16 protein-coding genes are annotated in these 15,445 nt (G+C 71.6%); 7 read left to right on the top strand and 9 right to left on the bottom strand.

Features of this window, described 5'->3' with window-relative positions; genetic code table 11:
• Positions 1 to 160 precede the first annotated feature (160 nt).
• From AB0J06_RS20570 to coxB, 6 genes are read right to left on the bottom strand one after another with little or no spacing between them, the layout of a single operon-like run.
• Positions 161 to 541 (bottom strand): c-type cytochrome, encoded by a 381-nt coding sequence (locus tag AB0J06_RS20570; protein ID WP_357430550.1) that lies wholly within the window; start codon positions 539 to 541, stop codon positions 161 to 163.
• 7 nt (positions 542 to 548) lie between these two features.
• The gene (locus AB0J06_RS20575) at positions 549 to 1,436 is read right to left on the bottom strand and encodes a cytochrome c oxidase assembly protein (RefSeq protein WP_357430551.1); all 888 of its coding nucleotides are present in this window, start codon (positions 1,434 to 1,436) and stop codon (positions 549 to 551) included.
• Positions 1,430 to 1,825 (bottom strand): hypothetical protein, encoded by a 396-nt coding sequence (locus AB0J06_RS20580; protein ID WP_357430552.1) that lies wholly within the window; start codon positions 1,823 to 1,825, stop codon positions 1,430 to 1,432. Before AB0J06_RS20580 ends, AB0J06_RS20575 begins: the two co-directional genes overlap by 7 nt.
• A complete protein-coding gene (locus AB0J06_RS20585) occupies positions 1,825 to 2,457 on the bottom strand; it encodes a heme-copper oxidase subunit III (protein ID WP_357430553.1) in 633 nt (210 codons plus the stop codon). Before AB0J06_RS20585 ends, AB0J06_RS20580 begins: the two co-directional genes overlap by 1 nt.
• Positions 2,454 to 4,382 (bottom strand): cytochrome c oxidase subunit I, encoded by a 1,929-nt coding sequence (gene ctaD, locus AB0J06_RS20590; RefSeq protein WP_357430554.1) that lies wholly within the window; start codon positions 4,380 to 4,382, stop codon positions 2,454 to 2,456. The genes AB0J06_RS20585 and ctaD overlap by 4 nt, the downstream gene beginning before the upstream one ends.
• 13 nt (positions 4,383 to 4,395) lie before the next feature.
• On the bottom strand, positions 4,396 to 5,409 hold the full coding sequence (gene coxB, locus AB0J06_RS20595) for a cytochrome c oxidase subunit II (RefSeq protein ID WP_357430555.1): 1,014 nt from the start codon (positions 5,407 to 5,409) through the stop codon (positions 4,396 to 4,398).
• A 192-nt stretch (positions 5,410 to 5,601) separates the two neighbouring features.
• Here coxB and ccsA point away from each other — a divergent pair, with 192 nt between their 5' ends.
• From ccsA to AB0J06_RS20625, 6 genes are all read left to right on the top strand, one after another.
• Positions 5,602 to 6,345, top strand: a complete 744-nt coding sequence (gene ccsA, locus AB0J06_RS20600) for a cytochrome c biogenesis protein CcsA (RefSeq protein ID WP_357430556.1) — start codon at positions 5,602 to 5,604, stop codon at positions 6,343 to 6,345.
• 76 nt (positions 6,346 to 6,421) lie between these two features.
• Entirely contained in the window at positions 6,422 to 6,862 is a 441-nt protein-coding gene (locus AB0J06_RS20605; RefSeq protein ID WP_357430557.1) for a cytochrome c maturation protein CcmE, read from the top strand.
• Positions 6,859 to 9,024, top strand: a complete 2,166-nt coding sequence (locus AB0J06_RS20610; RefSeq protein ID WP_357430558.1) for a cytochrome c-type biogenesis CcmF C-terminal domain-containing protein — start codon at positions 6,859 to 6,861, stop codon at positions 9,022 to 9,024. Before AB0J06_RS20605 ends, AB0J06_RS20610 begins: the two co-directional genes overlap by 4 nt.
• Positions 9,021 to 9,569, top strand: a complete 549-nt coding sequence (locus AB0J06_RS20615) for a TlpA disulfide reductase family protein (protein WP_357430559.1) — start codon at positions 9,021 to 9,023, stop codon at positions 9,567 to 9,569. The genes AB0J06_RS20610 and AB0J06_RS20615 overlap by 4 nt, the downstream gene beginning before the upstream one ends.
• Positions 9,566 to 10,459 (top strand): cytochrome c-type biogenesis protein CcmH, encoded by an 894-nt coding sequence (locus AB0J06_RS20620; protein WP_357430560.1) that lies wholly within the window; start codon positions 9,566 to 9,568, stop codon positions 10,457 to 10,459. The genes AB0J06_RS20615 and AB0J06_RS20620 overlap by 4 nt, the downstream gene beginning before the upstream one ends.
• Before the next feature lie 120 nt (positions 10,460 to 10,579).
• Positions 10,580 to 10,969, top strand: coding sequence for a VOC family protein (locus AB0J06_RS20625; RefSeq protein ID WP_357430561.1), 390 nt, complete (start codon positions 10,580 to 10,582; stop codon positions 10,967 to 10,969).
• A gap of 134 nt (positions 10,970 to 11,103) precedes the next feature.
• Here the strand turns inward: AB0J06_RS20625 and AB0J06_RS20630 are convergent, their stop codons facing one another.
• From AB0J06_RS20630 to AB0J06_RS20640, 3 genes are all read right to left on the bottom strand, one after another.
• Positions 11,104 to 11,388: an antibiotic biosynthesis monooxygenase family protein gene (locus tag AB0J06_RS20630; RefSeq protein ID WP_357430562.1), complete on the bottom strand. Its 285-nt coding sequence runs from the start codon at positions 11,386 to 11,388 to the stop codon at positions 11,104 to 11,106.
• A gap of 72 nt (positions 11,389 to 11,460) precedes the next feature.
• Entirely contained in the window at positions 11,461 to 11,832 is a 372-nt protein-coding gene (locus AB0J06_RS20635; protein WP_357430563.1) for a glyoxalase superfamily protein, read from the bottom strand.
• Positions 11,833 to 11,994: 162 nt separating this feature from the next.
• Positions 11,995 to 12,792, bottom strand: coding sequence for a TetR/AcrR family transcriptional regulator (locus AB0J06_RS20640; RefSeq protein WP_357430564.1), 798 nt, complete (start codon positions 12,790 to 12,792; stop codon positions 11,995 to 11,997).
• A gap of 74 nt (positions 12,793 to 12,866) precedes the next feature.
• On the opposite strand from AB0J06_RS20640, the gene AB0J06_RS20645 reads away from it, so the two are divergent.
• On the top strand, positions 12,867 to 15,167 hold the full coding sequence (locus AB0J06_RS20645; RefSeq protein WP_357430565.1) for an excinuclease ABC subunit UvrA: 2,301 nt from the start codon (positions 12,867 to 12,869) through the stop codon (positions 15,165 to 15,167).
• The last annotated feature ends 278 nt before the right edge of the window (positions 15,168 to 15,445 follow it).

Here is a 15,445-nt window from a genome sequence, read left to right on the forward strand (position 1 = left end):
CGCGCCGCCGTGGGAGACACCAGAGCCGGCGGCGCCGGTCGAGGCCGCGCTGACCGAGCGTGAGCAGCAGATTCTAGCAGCCGTCCGGCGACGCGGCGACGCGCCGCCGGACGGGTCGGGAAGCTGGCGTTCGGGGAGCGCCCCGTCGGCTCCGTCGCCGTCATTCCAGTGTCAACAGGTAGGCGGCGATGTCCTCGGCGTCGACGGCGGTGACGCCGAGGTCGGGCATCGCCGTACCGGCCTCCACCGCCCGCGGGTCCTGAACCCACCGGCGCAGATTGTCCGCGTTGTTGATCAGCGCGCCGGCGATGTAGGTACGTTTGCCGAAGTGCGTCAATGGCGGTCCGACGAGTGCGTCCGCGCCCCGGATGCCGGGCACGGTGTGACAGCTTCCGCACCCGTACCGCGTGATGAGCTGCGCCCCGCGCTGCGGATTGCCGCCCGGCGCCTGCGGGGGAGGTGGCGGCGGCACTGTCGCGCAGGCCTGGGGGAGGAGCCCGGCTGTCAGCAGCCCGGCCAACAGAGGCAGTCTCCACCTCATCACGCGATCACCCCTCCGCCTGCGCGATGAACCCGTCGTCGGGGCGCAGGTCCCGGTGCGACGGCGTCGTCCGTTCGATCTGCCGCAGCCAGCCCAGAAAAACCACCACCCCGACGGCCAGGACGGCCACATCCATCGGGATCCACATGACCAGCCCGGCGAGCTGCTGGTCGACGAGCGGGTCGCCGCCGTCCGGGGCGAGCGCGCCGTGCGGGTAGAGCGGCGCCGGAGCGAAGGTGAGCACGGCGGCCAGCGCGGAGGCCGGCATCATCGTGGCGAACAGCAGCAGGACCGCGAGCGGACCGCTCAGTCGGTGCTGCCGGGCGCCGAGCACGAGCGACCAGAGCAGCCACGCCGCCGCGGCGAGGCTGGCATGTTCGGCGCCGTGCACGACGGGGTCGGCGAGGGCGAGCAGGTACGGCCCGGGCAGATGCCAGCTCCACAGCACGCCGGCCTGCGCGGTGGCGGCCACCAGCGCGAGCACCGCCGGGCGGCGTAACCAGCGCCCGACCCGGCCGGCGCGCCAGCGGGTGAGTCCGCGCCGCAGCCGCCGGGGCACGGCCAGCGTGAGGGGCAGGCCGGCCGCGCCGGCGGCCAATAGCGGGCCGGCCAGCACGAGCAGGATCATGTGCTGACCCATGTGGCCGGCGAAGGAGCGCTCCGCGACGCCGTGCACGGCGTCGCTCTGCGCCGCGACGAGCACGGTGAGCCCGGCGACGAACGCCATGACCCGCCAGTACGGCAGCACCCCGCCGAGACCCCGGCGGTGCCACAGTTCGTGCACGCCCCGGCCGTACCCGGCGGTGAGCGCGGCGACCAGCACGACGAACGCGACGCTGATCAGCCCGGCGGCCGTCCCGCGGCCGTGCGCCATGGCGGGGCCCGGGCCTAGCATGGCGGGAACACCATGACCGCCGCGGCCCCCAGCAGGATGATGGTCAGGAACAGCGCGTTGGACCAGAGGCCGATCAGCGCCACCATCTGGGCCCGCTCCACCCCCCGGTCGCCGCTGCGGGCTCCGGCGGACGTGCGACGCCAGGCCCGCCAGGCAAGCGCGAGCGCGACCACCGTGACCGCCGCCGGCGCGACAGTGGCGCACACGAGGGCGATGCCGAGCGGTACCCCCGCGATGTCCCGGCGCCCCGTCGCACAGGTCAGCTCGTCGATGCTCCAGGCGGCCAGCGCGTGCGCCGACCAGGCCGCCGCGCCGCCGAACGCGGTGAACCAGAGCAGCAGTCCGCCGCGGCGCCGGGCGCGCGCGTCGGGCGTACGGACGACGCCCATCACAGCCGCGGTGACAGGTAGACGGTGAACAGGACGGCGACCCAGACCGCGCCGACGAAGTGCCAGTACATCGCGACGAGGCGGACCGGCTCGTGACGTCGGGCGTCCAACCTGCCGCCGGTCGACGCGGCCAGCAACCAGGCCAGCATCAGCAGCCCGACCGTGACGTGCAGGCCGTGGAAGCCGGTGACCACGTAGAAGAGCGACCCGTACGTGTCGGTGGTGACGGTGAGGCTCGCGAGCTTCTCGTCGTACTCCATCAGCAGCAGGCCCACGAAGGCCAGACCGAGCAGCAGGGTGAGCGCGAGCCCCAGGCGCAGCCGCCACCGCTGCCCGCGGCGGATGCCGTGTTCCGCCCAGATGACCGGCAGGCTGCTGGGCAGCAGCAGCGCGGTCATCACGAGTGGCAGCGTGAGCTCGGGAGGGCCGGTCCGTGGTGGCGGCCATTGCGCCGCGGCCTGGAACCGGAGGTAGAAGTAGCTGCCGAGCAGCACCGCGAAGAGCGTCGCCTCGGTGGTGACGAAGAGGAGCATCCCCCACCAGCCGGGGCTGCGCCCGCGCGGCAGTTCGGTGGCGAGTGCCGCCGGGCCGGTCGCCCCGCCGTCCGGTGACGCGATGAGAGCCTCCGTCACCGGGCCACCCGCGCTTCCGTCGCCCCGGGCAGGGCCGGCCACAGCCAGGCCGCCAGCGTCACGGCGAGCAGCAATGCGCCCGCCCCGGCGACCGGGTACCAGCCGAAGAGCAGCGCCACGACGGCGACCAGCAGGCCGACTGCGGCCAGCAGCGGCCGGACCGATTGCTCCGGCATCTCCGCGGGACGTTCGTAGCGGCCGTCCAACTCGCTCGTCAACGGCGTGCGTCGCCCGTCCGCCAGGATCCGCTCCCCGGTCGCGCCGTCCGCGATCGACGCCCGCGTCCGCTCGTCCCAGCCGGGGTGCAGGCTGAACACCTCGGGCACCACGGCGAAGTTGTACGGCCGGGGCGGGGAGGCGGTCGTCCACTCCAGCGTGTCGCCGCCCCAGGGATCGGCCGGCGCGACCGGTCCCCGGCGCAGCGCGTGCCCGATCCCGACCAGGACGAGCAGCAGCCCCACGGCCAGGAGGTACGAACCGACGGTGGACAGTGCCATCCACGGATCCCAGTCGAGGCCGGCCGGATAGGTGTACACCCGGCGGGGCATACCGAGCAGACCCGAGAGGTGCATCGGGAAGAACGTGACGTTCATTCCGACGAGGATCAGCCAGAACGCCCAGCGGGCGAGCCGCTCGCTGAACAGTCGCCCGGTGAACTTCGGCAGCCAGTAGTAGAGCCCGGCGAGGATCGGGAAGACCGCGCCGCCGAAGAGCACGTAGTGGAAGTGCGCGACGACGAAGTACGAGTCGGTGACCTGTCGGTCGAACGCGGTTATCGCGAACATCGCGCCGGTGACGCCGCCGATGACGAAGGTGACGATGAACCCGATCACGAACAGCAACGGCACCCGCAGGACGACCCGCCCGAGCAGCATGGTGGCGAGCCACGCGAACATCTGGATGCCGGACGGAATCGTGATCACGGTGCTCGCGGCGCTGAAGAAGCTCAGCGACAACTGAGGCAGCCCGGTAGCGAACATGTGGTGCACCCAGACCCCGAAGGAGATGATCGCGATCGCGACCAGCGAGAGCACGACCAGCGGGTAGGCGGCGATGCCCCGGCGGGAGAAGGTCGGCACGATCGCCGAGACGATGCCGAGCGCCGGCAGCACGATGATGTAGACGTCGGGATGCCCGAAGATCCAGAACAGGTGTTGCCACAGCAGGACGCTGCCGCCGGCCCCCGGATCGTAGAAGTGTGTGCCGAAGCGCCGGTCGAGGAAGAGCAGCGCGTTGGCGAGATTCAACGCGGGCAGCGCGAAGAGCACCATGAACGAGGTGGCGACCATCGCCCACACGAAGAGCGGCACCCGGTTGAGCGACATGCCCGGCGCCCGCAGCTTCAGCGCGGTCACGATGAAGTTGATCGCCCCCGCCGTGGTGGAGATCCCGAGGAAGAGCAGCCCCAGTGTGTAGACGTCCAGATGCGCGCCGGGGGTGTGCTCCCGCTCGGTCAGCGGCACGTAGGCGAACCACCCGCCGTTGGGCGCCGCGCCAGCGGGGAGACTGGCCCACATCACGACGCCGGCGAAGAGGAAGACCCAGTAGCCGAACGCGTTGAGCCGGGGAAACGCCATGTCCCGGGAGCCCAGCATCAACGGCAGCAGGAAGTTTCCGAACCCGAAGAGCATCGGGGTGGCGAAGAGGAAGATCATCGCGGTGCCGTGCATGGTGAAGAGCTGGTTGTACTCCTGCGGCGAGAGCAGCCGCGCCTCCGGCCGGGCCAACTGGGCGCGCAGCGCCAGCGCGCTGATCCCGGCCAGGGTGAAGAAGACCGCGGCGGTCACCAGATAGCGGCGGCCGATCCGCTTGTGGTCCACCGTGCTGAACCAGCTGCGCAGCGTCGGCGCCTCGCCCCAGTGCTCCGTGAGGCGGTGCACGGATTCCGGCTCCGCGTCCGGGCGTCGCTCGGCGACCGCCGACATGCTTCTCCTCCGACTATTTCAGGGATTGCAGGAAGTCGATCAGATCCGGCAGGTCGGCCGCGGGAACCGGCTGCGGCGGCATCGCGTTGCCCGGCTTGCTGTTCTGCGCGTCGACGATCCAGCCGCCGAGGTGACCACGGTCGTTCGGGAGCGTCCCGGCGCCGAGGCTCCACCGCGAACCCACCGTGGTGAGCTCCGGTCCCGCCGTGCCGTTCGCCGAGGTGCCCCGTACGGTGTGGCAGGCGGCGCACGCGCTGCGCTCGAAGACCGTCAGACCGCGCCGTTCCGCCTCGGTCCGCGGCGCCGGGGCGTCCGAGGAGAGCCGCGCCAGCCACGCGTCGAAGTCTCCCCGGGGCTCCGCCACCACCTGCAACGCCATGTGCGCGTGCTGCAGGCCGCAGTACTCCGCGCACTGCCCCCGGTAGCGACCCGGCTTCTCCGCCCGCAGCCAGGTCTCGTTCACCCTGCCCGCGATCAGATCCGTCTTCGGCATCAGCTGCGGTACCCAGAAGCTGTGCAGCACGTCGGCGGTGCGCAACCGCACCCGGACCGGCTCACCGACCGGCACGTGCAGTTCGTTCGCGGTGGCGCCGGCGCTGCCCGCGTACCGCACCTCCCACCACCATTTGTGGCCGGTCACCTCGACGGTCACCGCCGGCTGGTCCGGCTGATCACCGAGCGCTGCCAGGTCACGCAGACCGAATCCGTAGACGGTCACCAGGAGCACCAGGGGCAGCCCGGCCCCGGCGACCGCCACGAACCGGGTGGGGTCACCGTGGCGTACCCGGGTCCGCGGGCCGCGGCGACGCAGCAACGCCCAGGCGAGCAGCGCCATCACTTCGACGAACACCGCGACGGAGATCCAGAACAGGAGCCACCACAGTCCTTCGACCCGCCGCGCCCCGTAGCCCGCCGGGTTGAGAGTCGACGGAGCGTCGCCCGCGCAGCCGGCCAGCGCCAGCAGCGCGACGGCGGCGATCGGCAGCGCGAGGCGCCGCTGCGGGGATTTGCCGGATCCGCGCCGCATCCGACCTCCTTCCGCCGCTGGGCGATCCGCCGTTATCCCCGTACCGCCGCTTTAAACCTGCGGATTCCGTCGTCTCCGCGCGTCCCGGCCGACACCCCGGCGGCGCACGGGAAATACCGGCACCCGACGTTTACCCCCGACGTACGCGGGAAGGGCCGGCCCGCGGTCGCAGCAGCCGCGGAGGAGGCGATCATGCGAGCGGAGAACCGATCGCGCTCGACGACGGAGGCCGACCGGCGGGGGCTCGGGTGGCTGACCGCCGGGCTCGGCGGCGCCGGCCTGGTCGTGGGTCTGGTGGTCGCGCCGACGGACGCGGCGCAGGGCGACGCCCAGCGACTCATGTACCTGCACGTGCCCGCCGCCTGGACCGCGTTCGCCGCGTTCGCGGTGGTCGCGCTCGCCAGCGGGGCCTATCTCACCCGACGGGACCTGCGCTGGGACCGGTACGCCCGGGCGGCCGCGGAGATCGGGGTCGGCTGCACCGCCCTCGCCATCGCGCTGGGCGCCGTCTGGGGGAAGGCCACCTGGGGCGCGTGGTGGGCGTGGGATCCCCGCCTCGTCAGCACCACGCTGCTCCTCATAGTCTACTGTGGATATCTGTGCGTCGGTCGAGCCGGCCCCGTCGCGGGCCACTCGGAGCGCGCGCGACACCGCGCGGCCACCCACACCGCGTTCCTCGGTGTCGCCGGATTCGCCCTGGTGCCCGTCGTGCACTTCTCGGTGGTCTGGTGGCGGTCGCTGCACCAGCCGGCGACCATCCTCGCGGTGCACGGCCCCCCGATCGACCTGCTGATGGGGATCGCGCTGCTGCTGTGCGTCGCGGCCTTCACCACCGGCGCCGCCTGGGTGTTCCTGCGCCGGGTCGACGCGCTGGAAAGAGCCGCCGCTGCGAGCCGCACGGCGGGGCGTCCCACGCTGCGGTCGGGCGCGCGATGAGCGGCTGGACGGCGGTCGTCATCGGCCTTCTGCTCAGCGCGGCCACCGGCGGCTGCTACACCTGGTGGAGCGGGCGGTGAGCCGGCGACGTCGCGCCCGCGCGACCCTGGTTCTGATCGTGCTCGCCGGCGCCGGCCTGCTCGTCGGGGCCGGCCTGCGGGACACCGTGACCTACTACCGCACCCCCGGCGAAGTGCTCGCCGGGGGTGACGCGGCGGGGGCGCGGCTACGACTCGGCGGCCGGGTCGTGCCGGGCACACTGCGGCAGGACGGCGGGCAGACCCGCTTCCGGCTGACCGATGGCAGCCACGAGATCGATGTGGTGCAGCGCGGAGCGCCGCCGGACATGTTCCGGGAGGGCCGGGACGCCGTTGTCGAGGGGGTTCTCGGCGCGGGGCCGGTGTTCCGCGCCGACACCGTCCTGGTCCGGCACGGCAACGAGTACCGGCCCGCCGGGGCGGAGTCGGCCGGGACGGGCGCGCGCCGGAACGCCGGCGGAGAGCCGACGCCGGGATGAGCGGGCAGTCGGTCATCGGGCAACTCGGGACGGCGGCGCTCGCGGTCGGCCTGGTCTGCGCGGTCGCGGCGACCCTGCTCTGGTTGCGCGTCGCGCAGCGTGCCCCTGCCGCGTGCGGCCCGTCACCGTCGTCGCCGGCCCGCCGACACGCCCGGATCGCGACCATCGCCACCCTGGCCGCCGCCGCGCTGACCTGTGCGGCACTGGAATGGGCGCTGCTGCGCCACGACTTCGGGGTGCGCTTCGTCGCCGAGAACGGCGGTCGCGACGTGCCCCTCTACTACACGATCACCAGCCTCTGGGCCGCGCTGGACGGCTCGCTGCTGCTCTGGCTGCTCATCCTCGGCAGCTACGCCGGGCTGCTCGGCCGCGCGGTGCCGTCGCACGCCCGGCAGTTGCATCCCTGGGCGATGACCGTGGTGAGCGCGGTGCTGGTCTTCTTCTTCGCCCTCACATACTTCGCCGCGAACCCGTTCCGCGCCGTGCAGCCGACTCCGGCCGACGGGCCGGGCCCCAACCCGTTGCTGCAGCAGCACCCGGCCATGGGGCTGCACCCCCCGCTGCTCTACGCCGGCTACATCGGACTGGTGATCCCGTTCGCGTACGCGGTCGCCGCGCTGCTCGCCGGGAGCAGCGGAGACCAATGGCTGCGCGCCGTCCGACGCTGGACACTGGTCGCCTGGGCGCTGCTGACCGCCGGCATCGCGCTCGGCGCATGGTGGTCGTACGCGGTGCTCGGCTGGGGCGGCTACTGGGCCTGGGACCCGGTGGAGAACGCGTCGCTGCTGCCCTGGTTGACCGCGACGGCGTTCCTGCACTCGGCTCTGGCGCAGCGTCGGCGAGCGATCTTCGCCGGCTGGAACATCGCCCTCGCCTGCGCGAGCTTCCTCCTCGTCCTGCTGGGCACCTTCCTGACCCGCTCCGGCGCGGTCGCCAGCGTGCACGCCTTCACCCAGTCACCGCTCGGACCCATGCTGCTCGGCTTCGTCCTGCTGCTCACCGTCGCCGTGATCGCGCTCGTCGGGTGGCGGGCGGAGCGGCTCGCACCCGGCGAGCCGATCGGCGCCCCGCTCTGTCGGGAGTCGGCGTTCCTCGGCAACGCCGTTCTGCTCACCACGCTCACCGCGGTGGTGCTGACCGGCACCGTCTTCCCCCTCGTCGCCCAGGCGGTCACCGGGACCAGGGCTGCCGTCGGACCGCCCTACTTCAATCGGGCCGCGGTGCCGGTGGCGATCGCGGTGCTGGTCCTGATGGCGGTGGGCCCCCTGCTGCGCTGGCGTGCCGACACGCCGGCCGCCCTGGCGCGGCGGCTGATCGTGCCGGCCGGCGCGGGCCTGGGCACGGTCGCCGCCGTAGGGCTGCTCAGCCGCCCCGGCCCCGCCGCGCTGGCCGCCTTCGGCTGCGCCGCCTTCATCCTCGCCGGCGCGATCCCTGCCCGCCGATCGCGCGCTACCTCTCCCCGTCGATCAAGGGAGTATGCGCACGGTTCGATCTCCGATCGTGTGAATACGTCCTTGATCGACGACGAAGTCCTTGATCGACGGGGGCCTGCCGGCGGGCTGCGCGCCATCGCGCGGCGGGCCGGGGGAGCGGCGCAGACACTCGTCGTTCGCCGCCGGGCGTACGGCGGGAGGGTCGCGCACGCGGGCATAGCCCTGGTCGCGGCCGGCGTCGCCGCGTCCTCGGCCTACCCGAGCGCGACCGAGCAGGAGATCGGCGTCGGCGACACGATCACGGTGCACGGGGTCTCGGCGCGGCTGGTCGCGGTGGAGCGCCGCAGCGGGGACGCCGGGATGTGGGTACGGGTCCGTCTCGCACTGGTCCGCGACGGTCGCCCGGCCGGGGCAGCCGCCCCCGAGCTGCGGTACCACCCCGCCCGGGAGATGACGGTGAGCGTCCCCGCGATCCGGTCCGCACCCGCGCGGGACATCTACGCGACGTTGATCGCGGTCGCCCCGGACGGCCGTCGCGCCACGCTCCGGCTCGCCGTCAACCCGCTCATCGGCCTGATCTGGGCGGGAGCGGCGATCACCGCGCTGGGCGGACTGCTCGCGGTGGGGCGGCGGTCGGGGTCGCGCGGCACCCGGGTCGACGCGCCACCGGGCGGATCACCGGAGCACGACGAGCCGCCCCTCCCAGCGCGGGCGGGGAGCGGAGCGTGAACGGCGTTCTTCGCCGGTTTCTCTGGCCGGCGGTGGCGCTGCTCGCGGTCGGCGCTCTCGCGCTGACGCTGCTGGTGGCGCTCCGGTCGCCGCCCGACGCGGTCGGCGAACCGGTCACCGTCGCGTCGGGCACGACCGCGCCTGCGCTGACCGGGCGTACCCTCGCCGGCGCCGACTTCGACCTGACCGCCCTGCGTGGGCAGATCGTGCTCGTGAACGTCTTCGCCTCCTGGTGCGAGCCCTGCCGTACCGAACTTCCGCTCCTGGTCGACGCGGAGCGCCGTTGGTCGGGACGGGGGCTGCGAGTGGTGGGCCTGGATGTGCGGGACGGGCCGGACGCGGCGCGCGCGCTGCTCGACGAGACCGGCGCCGGGACGCTGACCGTGGTCGCCGATCCGCGCGGTGACACGGCGGTCAGCTGGGGCGTGCGCGGCGTACCGGAGTCCTTTCTGGTCGATCGGGACGGGCGTGTGCGGCAGCGGGCCCAGGGGGCGATCACGGCTGCCTGGTTGGAGCGATGGCTACCACCGCTGCTGGCGCCATGACCCGCCGGCGCGTCGTGGTGTTCGTGATCATCGGCTTCCTCGCGCTCGGCGCCGGCGCCGCGATGTGGCGATCGATCCGGCAGCCCGCGCCCGATCCGGCCAGGCAGCTCGGCGCCGGGCTTCGCTGCCCGGCCTGCCAGGGGGAGTCGGTGGCGGACTCCCGGTCGCCGATGGCCGCCGCGATGCGCGACGTGATCGCCGCGCAGGTCGCCGCCGGGCGCAGCCCGGAGCAGATCCGTGACTGGTTCGTGCAACGGTACGGACCGGAGGTGCTCGCCACGCCCCAGCCCCGTGGGGTCGGGCTGCTGCTCTGGGTCGTACCCGCGATCGTGCTCGCCGGGGGCCTCGGGCTGGCGCTGCGCGCCCGGCGCCGGCGGACCCGTCCGCGTACGCCAGCGACGATGGTTGACGCCGGATCGCGGCGCGGAGCGGAACGGACGTGGAACCTCGCCGCGCTCTGCCTGATCGCCCTGGTGGTCGGCGTGGCGCTCGCCGGGCCCCGACTGGCGGAAGAGCAACCGCGCGCGGCTCCGTCGGCCGCCGCCGACCTGGCCCTCGCCCGGTCGCTGGAGCAGCAGGGCCGGTACGCCGCCGCGGTCGAGCTCTACCGCGACGTGCTGCGCCGGCGGCCGGACGACCAACTCCGGCTGCGGTTGGCGTTCGCGCTCATCCGCGCCGGCGAAGCCCCCGAGGCGGCGCGGGTCGCCGAGCAGGTGCTCGCGGTCCGTCCCGACGACCCGGACACGCTGCTCATGCTCGGGCTCGCACGGCGTGAGGCGGGCTCTCCGCTGGCCCGGGAGACGCTGCGACGGTTTCTCAATCGCGCGCCGGAGCATTCCGCGGCCACCGAGATCCGACGTCTGCTCGAGGCGGAAGGGCCACCGCGCTGAGCGAGGCCGCGCGACGCGACCGGCTCTGGACGACTATCGCCGGGTGGTTCTCCGTACGGCGTACGGATATAATGGCCGGAGAAGTTGCCCACGGCGCGTGGTACCGATCCGGAGGAACCCATGAAGATCAGCTCTTCTGCTGTGTCGCTGAACGTGGACGATGTCGCCGCGTCCAGCACGTTCCTGACAACCCACTTCGGCTTCCGCGAGGCGATGGCCGCGGACGGGTTCGCCTCGCTGTCGCGTGACGACGCCGGAATGAACGTGATCTACCTGCGACGCGGCCTGGCGACGCTCCCGGAAGATCAGCGCGACGACCACGCCGGTGGAGTGATCCTCGCGTTCGTCGTCGACGACCTCGAAGGTGAGTTGGCACGCCTGCAGGCCGAGGGGGTCCCCATCACCATGCCGCTGACCGTCGAGGAATGGGGCGAGCGTGCGTTTCAGGTGAGAGACCCGAACGGCGTCATCGTGCAACTCGTGGACTGGAACGCGGTCGACGGTCGGTAATGGGTGATGTCCGGTGCGGCGGCTGTGGTCGCCGCACCGGGCGGCCCGAGGCCATGGGTGTCGTGGCGCCCGCGAACCCCGGTGACCGGGGATCGCGCAGGAGGGTCTCGGGGCGTGCACGCGTCCGGTCGGTGTCAGGGGGCCTCGGTGGAGGAAATGCGGTGCTTCGCCACGTGCGCGTCGTGGATCTCAGCCTCTTGATCGGGCTCGGGGCCCGCACCGCGGAACTGTTCGAGGTGCGCGTCGGACTCCCACTGCTCGTACGCGTTGATCCGATCTGGTTCGATCGGGTCGGCCGACAGCACGAAATCCAGGCAACCAGGCGCGGCCCGCGCCTGTTCGATGACCGTGCGGCAGCCGGCCAGGTACTTGTCGCGGGTGTCGGAACTGACGTACAGCCTGCCGGACACGATGATCACGTTTACTCTCCCCGATATCTCGTGGACCCACCCGACACGCTATGGCCACGTCCGCGCGTACGCCGCACCCGTTCATTGGGCGGCTGCGCGCGACGCGACGATGACGCGATTGCCGTCCGGATCGAGAACGGTCGCCATCCGCTCGCCCCATGGCTGGTCCACGGGCTCCTGCACCACCTCCACGCCGCCGTCACGCAGCCGGCCGAGCGCGGCATCGCAGTCCTGCGCGTAGACCCACAGCGTGACCCGATCGTTCGCCAGGACGTCGGGCTGGTCCTGCTGGCCGATGCCCAGATGCGAACCACCGATCTGCACCGCGACGTAACCCGGGTCGCCATCCAGCGGGAACTGGTACGTCACGGTGCCGCCGAGCAGGTCGCGGTAGAAGCCGAGTGCCCGTGTCAGATCAGGCGTGGACAGGATCGGGAACAGCTCATCGAACATGCTTACCTCCACGTCTCATCGACGAACGGCGCCGCGCGATTCGTCTGTGTCCCAGTTTCACCGGACCGGGGGACGAACGGGTGGCGACGACGAGGAGACGGAAGCGGTCGCGATATCACCGGACGGCACCTCGTCGCGGGCCCCGCGACGCAGAAGCGGTCGTCAGACCCCCGCCCGTGCCATGGTTGCCTCGATCCCGTCCAGGAGCACCGTGAGTCCGACCTCAAAGGTCTGCCTCGCCTGATGTTCCAGGTAAGGCGTGGTCTCGTCCTCGGGCTCGGAAGGCGCGTCACTCTCGAGCCGGCTTACCGTCGGGAACCGTTCGGCGAAGTCGGGCGCGATCTCCTCCAGCAGGGCGGAACGGGGAAACCACCAGTCCTCGTCGGACACCCCGGTCGCCGTCGCGGCCTGCCGCGCTTCCACGACGATCAGGGCCGACCCGCGCACCACCTGGAACAGGGTCCCGACGATGCGCCGCAGCGTGGTGGCCTCGAGCCCGGTCTCGGCGAGGATCCGTGTCACCGTCTCCAGGACGAGGAACTCATTGGGCCCCAGCACCGGTCGTGCCTGCGACACCTGCAGCACCCACGGATGCCACAGGTAGAAGGCCCACAGGTCCTCGGCCCAGCAGCTCACGGCCGTCCGCCAACCCGGCGTCAGGTCGTAGTCGGTGGGCAGCTCGGCGAGCGCCCGGTCGTACATCAGGTCGATCAGCTCGCTCTTGTTCGGCACGTAGGTGTAGAGCGCCATGGCGGTACGCCCGAGCCGCTCGCCCACCGCCCGCATCGACAGCCCCGCCATCCCGTCCGCGTCGGCGACGGTGATCGCCGCGTCCACGATCAGGTCCACGCTCAGGCCCGGTTTGGGTCCGGGAGCGGTCCGCGCCTCCCGCGAACCCGAGGCACGCCACAGCAGGGCCATGGAACGACGCGGATCGCCCTGCCCGGCAAAGACGACCACTTGCAACTCCTTATACCGTAAAGTAACCTCGCCGAGCATTTCCTTATCTCGTAAAGATATCAGGGGGAGACAGTATGGGTTCCGATCCGGGCGTCCCGGCAACGGTGGGGCAGCGGTCCGCCGCGGACAGGCACGACGTGATCGAGGTGCGCGGGGCCAGGGAGAACAATCTTGCCGACATCTCACTCGATATCCCCAAGCGCCGACTCACCGTCTTCACCGGGGTCTCCGGGTCCGGAAAGTCCTCCCTCGTCTTCGGCACCATCGCCGCGGAGTCGCAGCGTCTGATCAACGAGACCTACACCGCGTTCATCCAGTCGTTCATGCCGAGCCTCGGCCGACCGGACGTCGACGCGCTGCACAACCTCAGTGCGGCGATCGTCGTCGATCAGGAACGGATGGGCGCCAACTCCCGCTCCACGGTCGGCACCGCGACCGACGCCCAGACCATGCTGCGGATAATCTTCAGCCGGGTCGGAAACCCCCACGTCGGCACCTCGACCGCCTTCAGCTTCAACAGCCCGGACGGCATGTGCCCCGAGTGCGAGGGACTCGGCCGGGTGTCGACGATCGACATCTCGCAGCTCGTGGATGTCGAACTCTCGCTCAACGAGGGCGCGATCACCGTTCCCAACTTCACCCCTGACTCGTGGTACTGGAAGGGCCTGGCCGACTCGGGCCTGTTCGACCCCGACGTCAAGCTCAAGGACTACACCCCCACGCAGTGGGAGGACTTCCTCCACAAGCCCGCCACCAAGATGAAGATCGGCGGGATGAACACCACCTACGAGGGCCTCGTGGTGAAGGTGCAACGCCTCTTCCTGTCGAAGGACCGCGAGTCGATGCAACCCCACATCCGGGCGTTCGTCGACCGGGCCGTCACGTTCACCACCTGCGGAGCCTGCGGTGGCGCCCGGCTCAATGCTGCGGCGCTGGCCTCAACGATCGACGGTCGCAATATCGCCGAGTGCGCGGCCATGCAGATCAGTGATCTCGCCGGCTTCGTCCAGCGGATCGAGGACCCCTCGATCGGGCCGCTGCTGGCCGCCCTGCGCAACACGCTGGACTCGCTGGTCGAGATCGGCCTGGGCTACCTGAGCCTGGACCGCGAGTCCGCCACCCTGTCCGGAGGCGAAGCGCAGCGGGTGAAGATGGTCCGGCATCTCGGTTCCAGCCTCACCGACGTCACGTACGTCTTCGACGAACCGACAGTTGGGCTGCACCCGCACGACATTCAGCGGATGAACAACCTGCTGCTCCGCCTGCGCGACAAGGGGAACACCGTCCTCGTCGTCGAGCACAAGCCCGAAATGATCGAGATCGCCGACCACGTGGTGGATCTGGGCCCCGGCGCGGGATCCGCCGGCGGGCACGTCTGCTTTACCGGTGACGTCGCCGGCCTCCGGGACTCCGGCACGCTGACCGGTCGGCACCTGGACCACCGGGCCCGGCTGCGCGACCAGGTACGCCAACCCGCCGGACAGCTGTCGATCACGGGCGCAACCCTGCACAACCTGAAGGACGTCGCCGTCGACATCCCGCTCGGCGTGCTGACCGTGGTCACCGGCGTCGCCGGCTCGGGTAAGAGCTCGCTGATCCACGGCTCGCTTCCCCGCCGCGAGGGCGTGGTCATGGTCGACCAGTCGGCGATCCGTGGCTCCCGCCGCAGCAACCCCGCGACCTACACCGGGCTGCTCGACCCGATCCGGGCCGCCTTCGCCAAGGCCAACGGGGTCAAGGCGGCCCTGTTCAGCGCCAACTCCGAGGGCGCCTGCCCGAACTGCAAAGGCATCGGCGTCGTCTACACCGACCTCGCCATGATGGCCGGGGTCGCTTCCGTCTGCGAGCAGTGCGAGGGCAAGCGGTTCACACCCAAGGTGCTCACCCACAAGCTGGGCGGCAAGGACATCAGCGAGGTGCTCGGCATGTCGGTGACGGAGGCGCGTGACTTCATCACGTCCGGCCCGGCCCGGACCATCCTCGACCGGCTCGCCGACGTGGGCCTGGGCTACATCGGTCTGGGTCAGCCGCTCACCACGCTCTCCGGGGGCGAGCGGCAGCGGCTGAAGCTGGCCATCCACATGGCGGAGAAGGCGACGACGTACGTGCTGGACGAGCCGACCACCGGCCTGCACCTCGCCGACGTGGACCAGCTTCTGGCCTTGCTGGACCGGCTCGTCGACGACGGCAACACGGTCATCGTCATCGAGCATCACCAGGCCGTGATGGCGCACGCCGACTGGCTCATCGACCTCGGCCCGGGGGCCGGCCAGGACGGCGGTCGGGTGGTGTTCACGGGCACACCCGCCGATCTCGTGGCCCACGGCGACTCGCTCACCGCCCGGCATCTGCGCACCTACCTCGACAGGGATTGATCCCACACCGACCATCTCTGCGGAGGCTCGCACCAGCTCCGGCCGTCGCGGTGGGTGCCGCGGGTGTCTGTGTAGGTACGGGGCTGCGGAGCCTTCATGCGCGAACGTCACCTGCCCCTGGTAGGCGACCATTGAGCCCTGCAGTGCGAGCATGTCGCCGGCGAGCGTGACCTTCAGCAGCTGGTCGTTCCGGAGCATGAATTCGCCCGGGGTGGCGTCCTGCTCAAGGTTGTCGGACGTGAAGAGGGAACTGCGCACGAACTGGACTCCAATCGGTG

The sequence above is a fragment of the Micromonospora sp. NPDC049679 genome (assembly GCF_040659735.1).
Taxonomy (GTDB): Bacteria; Actinomycetota; Actinomycetes; order Mycobacteriales; family Micromonosporaceae; genus Micromonospora_I.

What these genes read in the sequence shown, in the direction of transcription:
- AB0J06_RS20625 (WP_357430561.1), top strand. Translation starts at nt 10,580, where the DNA reads ATGAAGATCAGCTCTTCTGCTGTGTCGCTGAACGTGGACGATGTCGCC.
- ccsA (WP_357430556.1), top strand. Translation starts at nt 5,602, where the DNA reads ATGCGAGCGGAGAACCGATCGCGCTCGACGACGGAGGCCGACCGGCGG.
- AB0J06_RS20645 (WP_357430565.1), top strand. Translation starts at nt 12,867, where the DNA reads ATGGGTTCCGATCCGGGCGTCCCGGCAACGGTGGGGCAGCGGTCCGCC.
- coxB (WP_357430555.1), bottom strand. Translation starts at nt 5,409, where the DNA reads ATGCGGCGCGGATCCGGCAAATCCCCGCAGCGGCGCCTCGCGCTGCCG.
- AB0J06_RS20580 (WP_357430552.1), bottom strand. Translation starts at nt 1,825, where the DNA reads ATGGGCGTCGTCCGTACGCCCGACGCGCGCGCCCGGCGCCGCGGCGGA.
- AB0J06_RS20575 (WP_357430551.1), bottom strand. Translation starts at nt 1,436, where the DNA reads ATGCTAGGCCCGGGCCCCGCCATGGCGCACGGCCGCGGGACGGCCGCC.
- AB0J06_RS20635 (WP_357430563.1), bottom strand. Translation starts at nt 11,832, where the DNA reads ATGTTCGATGAGCTGTTCCCGATCCTGTCCACGCCTGATCTGACACGG.
- AB0J06_RS20620 (WP_357430560.1), top strand. Translation starts at nt 9,566, where the DNA reads ATGACCCGCCGGCGCGTCGTGGTGTTCGTGATCATCGGCTTCCTCGCG.
- ctaD (WP_357430554.1), bottom strand. Translation starts at nt 4,382, where the DNA reads ATGTCGGCGGTCGCCGAGCGACGCCCGGACGCGGAGCCGGAATCCGTG.
- AB0J06_RS20610 (WP_357430558.1), top strand. Translation starts at nt 6,859, where the DNA reads ATGAGCGGGCAGTCGGTCATCGGGCAACTCGGGACGGCGGCGCTCGCG.
- AB0J06_RS20570 (WP_357430550.1), bottom strand. Translation starts at nt 541, where the DNA reads ATGAGGTGGAGACTGCCTCTGTTGGCCGGGCTGCTGACAGCCGGGCTC.